The following is a 7,663-nucleotide window of genomic DNA, read 5'->3' on the forward strand; positions in this document are numbered from 1 at the left end:
GACCGCGCCGGCGTCAAACGCGACGCTGCCGCCGGAGCCGAACAGGCCCAGCAGCACCGTCTCGTCGCCGCTGAAGACGGCCGTGGCCGAGTTGGTCTTGAGGTTGAAGCTGCCCTCCACCCAGGCGCCGAAGCCGCCTTTGTTGTCCTGGGGCCGATAGCGCAGCTTCACGGTGTCGCCCGAGGTCATGGACGCGCTGGCGAAGAGTTCGCTGCCGCCGCCGCCGCCGCTGATGTGCAGGCTGCTGCCCAGGGTGTCGCTGAAGATCATCTGGAAGAAGGAGTCGTTGCGGCCGGTGGATACCTTGACCACGTCCAGCGTGACCGTCTTGACGTGCTTGCCCGTCGCGACGGCGAGGAACCACTTGGGAATCGAGACGTCGACATGCTGGGTCCAGGCCAGGTCGGAGAAGCTGGCCTTGCCGATGCCCCCGCTGCTGACCAGGGTCAGGCCCCAGGAAAAGCTTTCGATGTCGATCCAGTCCTTGTGGTCCTTGTCGGTCGATTCACCGGGAATGCCGTCGATGTGCAGGAAATAGTCGTTGGCGGCCTGGGCGAGGCCCGCCGTGGCCAGACCGATGGCGAGCACTGCCACCCGCCAGGCCTGCTTGAAACCAGAAGCCATGTCGAATCTCCTTGCGCCCGGAATGAGCGCAGAGATGCTGGGCAAGAGCGGGGGTGCCCGCCATCCCCACGATGCAAAGGGTTTCCACAGAGTCGAGGAGGGAACGGGCGTCCTAGACTCGCCGCACAGGGACCTGTTCACATGACGGGAATCGGTGCGAGAGGGACTGCGCGGGTGTACGGCTAGGCGTCGCGCTGAAGCCCGGGTTGCATGCCCGGGCGATGCGCGCAACAACGCTGTGCGCCCGCGCAGCCCCTCTCCCGCAGGGTTGCCGCCCAACAGCCCGCGCGCGGCGTTGCGAAGCCTCGCTGGGGCCTACCCCAGCTTCGTTTCGCGCCTTGCTCGCGGGCTGTTGGGTGGCAACGCATCCGACTCCCGCCATGTGAGCAGGTCCCAACACCACGGAGGAGACACCGTGCAGCGGACCGACATCTCGGACCCGGCCTATTTCCACAAGGTCGTCGATTGCCAATGGGCCTGCCCGGCGCACACGCCGGTGCCCGAATACATCCGCCTCATCGCGCAGGGGCGGCATGACGAGGCGTATTGGGTCAACTGGGTCAGCAACGTGTTCCCAGGCGTGCTGGGTCGCACCTGCGACCGGCCCTGCGAGCCGGCTTGCCGACGCGGTCGCGTGGAGGAAAAACAGGCGGCCAAGCCCGAGCCCGTCGCCATCTGCCGATTGAAGCGCGTGGCGGCGGACAACAAGAGCGACGGGTTCCGCGCCATGATCCCCAAGCCCGCCGCGCGCAAGAACAAGCGCGTGGCCTGCGTCGGCGCTGGGCCGGCGTCGCTGGCGGTGGCGCGTGACCTGGCGCTGGAGGGTTATGCGGTCACCGTCTTCGACGGGGAAGCCAAGCCCGGCGGCTTCATCCGCACGCAGATCCCGCGCTTCAGGCTGCCGGAGCGCGTCATCGACGAGGAGTGCGGCTACATCCTCGGCCTGGGTGTCGAGTGGCGCGCCGGGCAACGCATCGAGTCGATGAAGGCATTGCTGGCCGAGGGCTGGGACGCCGTCTTCGTCGGCTGCGGCGCACCCCGCGGGCGCGACCTGCCCTTGCCAGGGCGCCAGGAGGCCACCGAGCAGATCCACATCGGCATCGATTGGCTGGCCAGCGTGTCGTTTGGCCATGTCACCAGCGTCGCGCCGCGTGTCATCGTGCTGGGCGGTGGCAATACGGCCATGGACTGCTGCCGCTCGGCACGGCGCCTGGGCGCCTCGTCGGTCACGGTGACCGTGCGCAGCGGCTATGCGCAGATGAAGGCCTCGCCCTGGGAGAAGGAGGACGCCGAGCATGAAGGCATCCCCATCCTCGATTTCCATGTGCCGCTGGCCTTCGAGCATGTCGGCGGCAAGTTGACCGGCATGCGCTTCAAGAAGGCGCAGACAGGCGAGGAGATCGTGCTGCCCTGCGACGAGGTGCTGATCGCCGTCGGCCAGGAGAACAGCTTCCCGTGGATCGAGCGCGACTCGGGCATCGCCTTCGACGAGCACGGGCTGCCGGTGCTGAACGCGCAGACCTTCCAGTCTTCGCTGCCCCATGTCTTCTTCGGCGGCGACGCGGCCTTCGGCCCGAAGAACATCATCACCGCCGTCGCTCACGGCCATGAGGCGGCCGTCAGCATCGACCGCCTGCTGCACGGCGAGCCGGTCACACAGCGCCCGCCGCCGCACGTCAACCTCGTGTCCCAGAAGATGGGTATTCACGAGTGGAGCTACGACAACGCGATCACCAACGACTTGCGCAGCAAGGTGCCCTGGACGGCTGCCAACATCGCGCTGGCCAGCATCAAGGTCGAGGTGGAGCTGGGCTTCGACGCCGCCACGGCCTTCAAGGAGGCCCAGCGCTGCCTGAACTGCGACGTGCAGACGGTGTTCGCGCCAAAGCTCTGCATCGAGTGCGACGCCTGCGTGGACATCTGCCCGATGGACTGCATCACCTTCACCGACAACGGCGATGACCTGCGCGAGCGGCTCAAGGCACCGGCGCTGAACCTGATGCAGGACGTCTATGTCGAGGGCGGTCTCAAGACTGGCCGCGTGATGGCCAAGGACGAGGACGTCTGCCTGCACTGCGGCCTGTGCGCCGAACGCTGTCCGACGGGAGCCTGGGACATGCAGAAGTTCCTGCTGGTCACCGCCAAGGCCGGCGCGGCCTGCCGTGACACCGCGACACGCAAGGAGGTGGTATGACGACGACCCCCACGCGCGCTTCGCGCACTGCCCCCCGAGGGGGCTCGGCCTCCCTAGGGGCGGCCCGTCGGGAGGCCGCATGAGCCGCATCGAAGCCGTCAACGACTTCGTCGTCAAGTTCGCCAACGTCAACGGCTCTGGCTCGGCTTCGGCCAACGAGTTGTTTGCGCGCGCCATCCTGCGCATGGGCGTGCCGGTCAGCCCGCGCAACATCTTCCCGAGCAATATCCAGGGCCTGCCGACCTGGTACGAGGTGCGCGTCTGCGAGGCCGGCTGGCTGGGCCGGCGCGGCGGCGTGGACCTGATGGTGGCCATGAACCCGCAGACCTGGGCCCAGGACCTGGCCGAGATCCAGCCTGGCGGCTATCTGTTCTACGACAGCACCAAGCCCATGCCGGCCAGCGCCTTCCGGCCCGACATCCACGTCATCGGCATGCCGGCCACGGCCATCTGCAACGCGACCTACGACGTGCCGCGCGAACGCACGCTGTTCAAGAACATCCTCGTGCTCGGCGCCTTGAGCGAGCTGATGGGCATCGAAGCCGCTGTCATCGAGAAGCTGTTTGCGGAGCAGTACAAGGGCAAGGAGAGGCTGCTGGACTCCAATGTGCGCGCCCTGCACGCGGGAGCTGAGTTCGCGCGCGACCATCTGTCGGTGCAACCTTTCGGGCTCAAGGTCAAGACGGCCGATGCGGTCGGCGACAAGATCTTCATTGAGGGCAATGCGGCGACAGCCCTGGGCTGCGTCTACGGCGGCGCCACCGTTTGCGCCTGGTACCCGATCACGCCGTCGTCCTCGGCCGCCGAAGCCTTCGAGAAATACGCAACCAAGTTCCGCACCGACCCCGAGACCGGCGAAAAGCGCTACGCCATCGTGCAGGCCGAAGATGAAATCGCCTCCATCGGCATCATCACCGGCGCCGGCTGGAACGGCGCGCGCGCCTTCACCTGCACGTCCGGCCCTGGCGTGTCGCTGATGACCGAGTTCCTCGGCCTGGCCTATTTCGCCGAGATCCCGTTTGTCGTCATCGACGTGCAACGCGGCGGCCCCAGCACCGGCATGCCCACGCGCACCCAGCAGGCCGACCTGCTCTCCAGCGCCTACGCCTCGCACGGCGACACCCAGCATGTGCTGCTGCTGCCCGAGGACCCGCGCGAGTGCTTCGAGTTCGCGGCCGATGCGCTGGACCTGGCCGAGCGCCTGCAGACGCCCGTCTTCTTGATGAGCGACCTGGACATCGGCATGAACCAGCGCTTGTGCGCGCCGCTCGAATGGAACGACGAGCGTCGCTACGACCGCGGCAAGGTCATGACGGCCGAGCAGCTGGACGCCGGCAAGGAGTTTGCGCGCTACAAGGACGTCGACGGCGACGGCATCCCCTGGCGCACCCTGCCCGGCACGCACGCCAGCAAGGGCGCCTACTTCACGCGCGGCACGACGAGGAACGAGCAGGCCCTCTACTCCGAGCGCGGTGACGACTACATCCGCAACGTCGAGCGCCTGCGCGCCAAGTTCGCCACCGCCGCGTTGCTGGCTCCTCAGCCGCTGGTGCGTTCCGCCGCGCAGAAGACCAGCGTCGGCGTTCTCTATTTCGGCTCCACTTCGCCAGCCATGGATGAGGCGCTGGTGACGCTGGCCGAGGCTGGCATCCATATCGACGCGATGAGGTTGCGTGCCTACCCCTTCCCGCCGTCGGTGGCCGAGTTCATCGCCGCGCATGGCGCCGTCTTCGTCGTCGAGCAGAACCGCGATGCGCAGATGCGCCGCATGCTGGTCAACGAGCTGGAGGTGGCGCCGGCTCACCTCACGCCGGTGCTGCACTACGACGGCACGCCGATCACGGCCCGCTTCATCATCGACGCGATCACGCGTCATGTGCATGCGCTGGCCACGGCGCCGAGGAGTGCCGCATGACCTATCTTGCGAAGCCCAAGCTGCACCATCCCAGCCTGACCAAGAACGCGGTCGGCTACACGCGCCGCGACTACGAAGGCAAGGTCTCGACGCTGTGCGCCGGCTGCGGCCACGACTCCATCTCCGGCGCCATCGTGCAGGCCTGCTGGCAGCTCGACATCGAGCCGCACCGCGTCGCCAAGCTCAGCGGCATCGGCTGCTCAAGCAAGACGCCCGACTACTTCCTCGGTGCCAGCCACGGCTTCAACACCGTGCATGGGCGCATGCCCAGCGTGCTGACCGGCGCCTACCTCGCCAACCGCGAGCTGCTGTATCTGGGCGTCTCCGGTGACGGCGACTCGGCCTCCATCGGCCTGGGCCAGTTCGCGCACGCCATGCGGCGCGGCGTGCGCATGGTCTACATCGTCGAGAACAATGGCGTCTATGGCCTCACCAAGGGCCAGTTCAGCGCCACGGCCGATAAAGGCTCGGTCGCCAAGAAGGGCGCAACCAACAACGACACCGCCATCGACCTCGCGGCCCTCGCGTTGCAGCTCGGCGCCACCTTCGTCGCGCGCAGCTTCTCGGGCGACAAGACCCAGCTCGTGCCCCTCATTGAAGGCGCCATGCGCCACGGCGGCGCGGCCTTCATCGACGTCATCAGCCCCTGCGTGGCCTTCAACAACCACGCCGGCTCGACGCGCAGTTATGACCATGTCCGCGACCACAACGAGGCGCTGAACCGCATCGACTTCATCGACCTGGCCGAAGAGCAGGTCGTCGAGCACTCGCCCGACGTCATTGACGTACCCCAGGCCGATGGCAGCACGCTGCGGTTGCGCAAGATGGCGCCCGACTACGACCCGACCGACCGCCTCAACGCCATGAGCGCGATGCAACTGCGCGCGGCGGCTGGCGAGATCGCCACCGGCCTGCTCTATGTCGACCCGGCGGCCAAGGATTGGCATGCGGCCCAGCGCACGGCGGCCGGCGCATTGAACAGTCTTGGTGAAAAAGCACTCTGCCCGGGCTCGGTCGCGTTGGCAAAGATCAATGCCGGGCTGAGATGATCCGGGGCCATGCGCCCACACCAACTGACCCTCCTCGCCGCGGTTCTCGTCCTAACCGCCTGCGCCAGCTCCAACCAGGACAAGGTCGCCAACGCCGCGACCACGCCGTTGTCCGACCTCAACGTCGTGCGCGCCGAGATTCCCGACGTACTCAAGGCGGCCGCTGCCGCGCCCTATGCAATGCCGGCCGATACGAGCTGCGGTGGCCTGGCCGCCGGCATCCGTGCGCTGGACGAAGTCCTCGGCCCCGATCTGGATGCGCCTCACACCAGTGGCAATCCCGGCCTGCTGGATCGGGGCGGAGATGCCGCCACCGGTGCGCTGCAGCGCACGGCCGAAGGCGTCATCCCTTTTCGCGGCTGGGTGCGCAAGCTCAGCGGCGCCGAGCGCTACGCGCATCAAGTCAGCGCGGCCATCACGGCCGGCGGCGTCAGGCGTGGCTATCTTCGTGGGCTTTCGGCCGCCAAGGCCTGCACGGCGAAGCCGGCTTGAGCGCCTAGCGCTCCATCTTCACGGGCGCCATGTCGCGGATGTAGAAGACGCCGTCCCATTGCGCACCCAGGCCAATGCCGGTGCCCAGAGGGATGCTGTAGCCGAACTCCATGCCGCGCGTCGGCAGGCCGATCTTGAGCTTCTTCGGCGCATTGAGGAAGGCGAAGCCGGCCGGATCACTGGCCAGGGCGGACTCGAGGCTGCGCGGATAGGCCGGCGGGATTGCCTGCACCTCGCCCGAGGCGAACTCCATGAAGCGCCCCTGCAGCGCGGTGGTGTTCAGCACGTAGTAGTCGCGGCCCAGCTTCTGGCCGAGGATGTCGCCGGCATAGCGATGGCTGTCGTCGAACTTCACGCCGCGCGCCACGTGGATGGTGTGGGCCCAGATGACGGCCTTGCGGCCCGGGTAGACGTGCTGCAGCTGCCACAGCACGTTGTCGGCCATCTCGTGGTCGCGCAAGTATTCGCCGTGCCAGAAGTTGGCCGCCTGGGCCTGCAATCCGGCCAGGCTGCGGCACAGCAACTCGTCGCCGCCGGGCTTGCACAGCGCGGCCTTCAGACGCGTGGCCACCGCGTCGAAGGTCTTCGCGTCGTTGCTTGATGGTGGCGTGCGGTCCATCTGCATCAGCTTGTCGGCGAGGCGTTCGAACACCGGCCAGTCGCTGGCATCGCCTTGCAGCCTGGCGCGCAGTCGTGGCGACAGCTCGCTGCGGCTTAGAGCCCCGCTGAGCTGGCTGTCGATGCCAGACAGCAGCATGGGCTTGGGACCGGCCTGCGCCTCGTCCAGATAGCGCAGCAGCGTGCGGCCGGCGTCGCTCTTGGAGTACATGTAGAAGACATTGCCCGGCGCCAGCGCATCGAGCTGCTCACCGCGCTGCATGGCCTGCTGCAGCAGCGCCACGTCGAAGACGCCGCTCTCCAGCAGCAGCACGTCGAAGCCTTTCTGCTCATGCAGATAGCGCACCAGCCGCGTCTTGAGCTCGAACTCCTGGCGGCCGCCATGCGTCTGCTCACCCAGGGCCACGACGCGGGCATGGCCGATGGCGTCGCCAAAGGCCTGCAGCTGCGCATCGGTCAGCTCTGCCGGTGAGTTCGCGGCCATGGGTTTCATCCGGGCGCGCACCCAGTCCATCGAGCCGTCTTCGGCCGCCCGGGCACTCGTCACCATCATCGTCAGCGCGGCCAGCGCCAGCCATTTCCTGCTCATCGCCACTCCTTCTGTGGCGGGCAGGATAGCCACTCGCAACTGGTATCTGGCTCCTCAGGACAGGCCCAAGCTGGGCTCCTGGTCGGCCTCGTCCACGGGCCGCGCTGGTATGGTCGCCAGCGCCAGCTCGGCGCTGTTCAGCGCCCCTTCGATGAAGCCCTGGTAGTCCGAATAGGCCTCGC

The 7,663-nt window shown here is 67.5% G+C and carries 6 protein-coding genes; 4 read left to right on the forward strand and 2 right to left on the reverse strand.

Annotated features, from left to right (window positions below; genetic code table 11):
- Positions 1-624, reverse strand: a 624-nt coding sequence (locus ACXJKR_RS18660; RefSeq protein ID WP_457324081.1) for an Hcp family type VI secretion system effector, incomplete at its 3' end; no start/stop codon positions are given.
- 415 nt (positions 625-1,039) lie between these two features.
- Here ACXJKR_RS18660 and ACXJKR_RS18665 point away from each other — a divergent pair.
- From ACXJKR_RS18665 to ACXJKR_RS18680, 4 genes are all read left to right on the forward strand, one after another.
- Positions 1,040-2,818 carry an FAD-dependent oxidoreductase gene (locus tag ACXJKR_RS18665; protein WP_457324082.1) on the forward strand — a complete coding sequence of 593 codons (1,779 nt, stop codon included), beginning with the start codon at positions 1,040-1,042 and terminating at the stop codon, positions 2,816-2,818.
- A 79-nt stretch (positions 2,819-2,897) separates the two neighbouring features.
- A complete protein-coding gene (locus tag ACXJKR_RS18670; RefSeq protein ID WP_457324083.1) occupies positions 2,898-4,733 on the forward strand; it encodes a 2-oxoacid:acceptor oxidoreductase subunit alpha in 1,836 nt (611 codons plus the stop codon).
- Positions 4,730-5,782, forward strand: coding sequence for a 2-oxoacid:ferredoxin oxidoreductase subunit beta (locus tag ACXJKR_RS18675; RefSeq protein ID WP_457324084.1), 1,053 nt, complete (start codon positions 4,730-4,732; stop codon positions 5,780-5,782). The genes ACXJKR_RS18670 and ACXJKR_RS18675 overlap by 4 nt, the downstream gene beginning before the upstream one ends.
- Before the next feature lie 9 nt (positions 5,783-5,791).
- The gene (locus tag ACXJKR_RS18680) at positions 5,792-6,274 is read left to right on the forward strand and encodes a hypothetical protein (protein WP_457324085.1); all 483 of its coding nucleotides are present in this window, start codon (positions 5,792-5,794) and stop codon (positions 6,272-6,274) included.
- A 4-nt stretch (positions 6,275-6,278) separates the two neighbouring features.
- On the opposite strand, the gene ACXJKR_RS18685 is transcribed toward ACXJKR_RS18680, so the two are convergent.
- Entirely contained in the window at positions 6,279-7,481 is a 1,203-nt protein-coding gene (locus tag ACXJKR_RS18685; RefSeq protein WP_457324086.1) for an erythromycin esterase family protein, read from the reverse strand.
- Between the last annotated feature and the right edge of the window lie 182 nt (positions 7,482-7,663).

It is taken from the genome of Roseateles sp. P5_E11 (assembly GCF_054049355.1).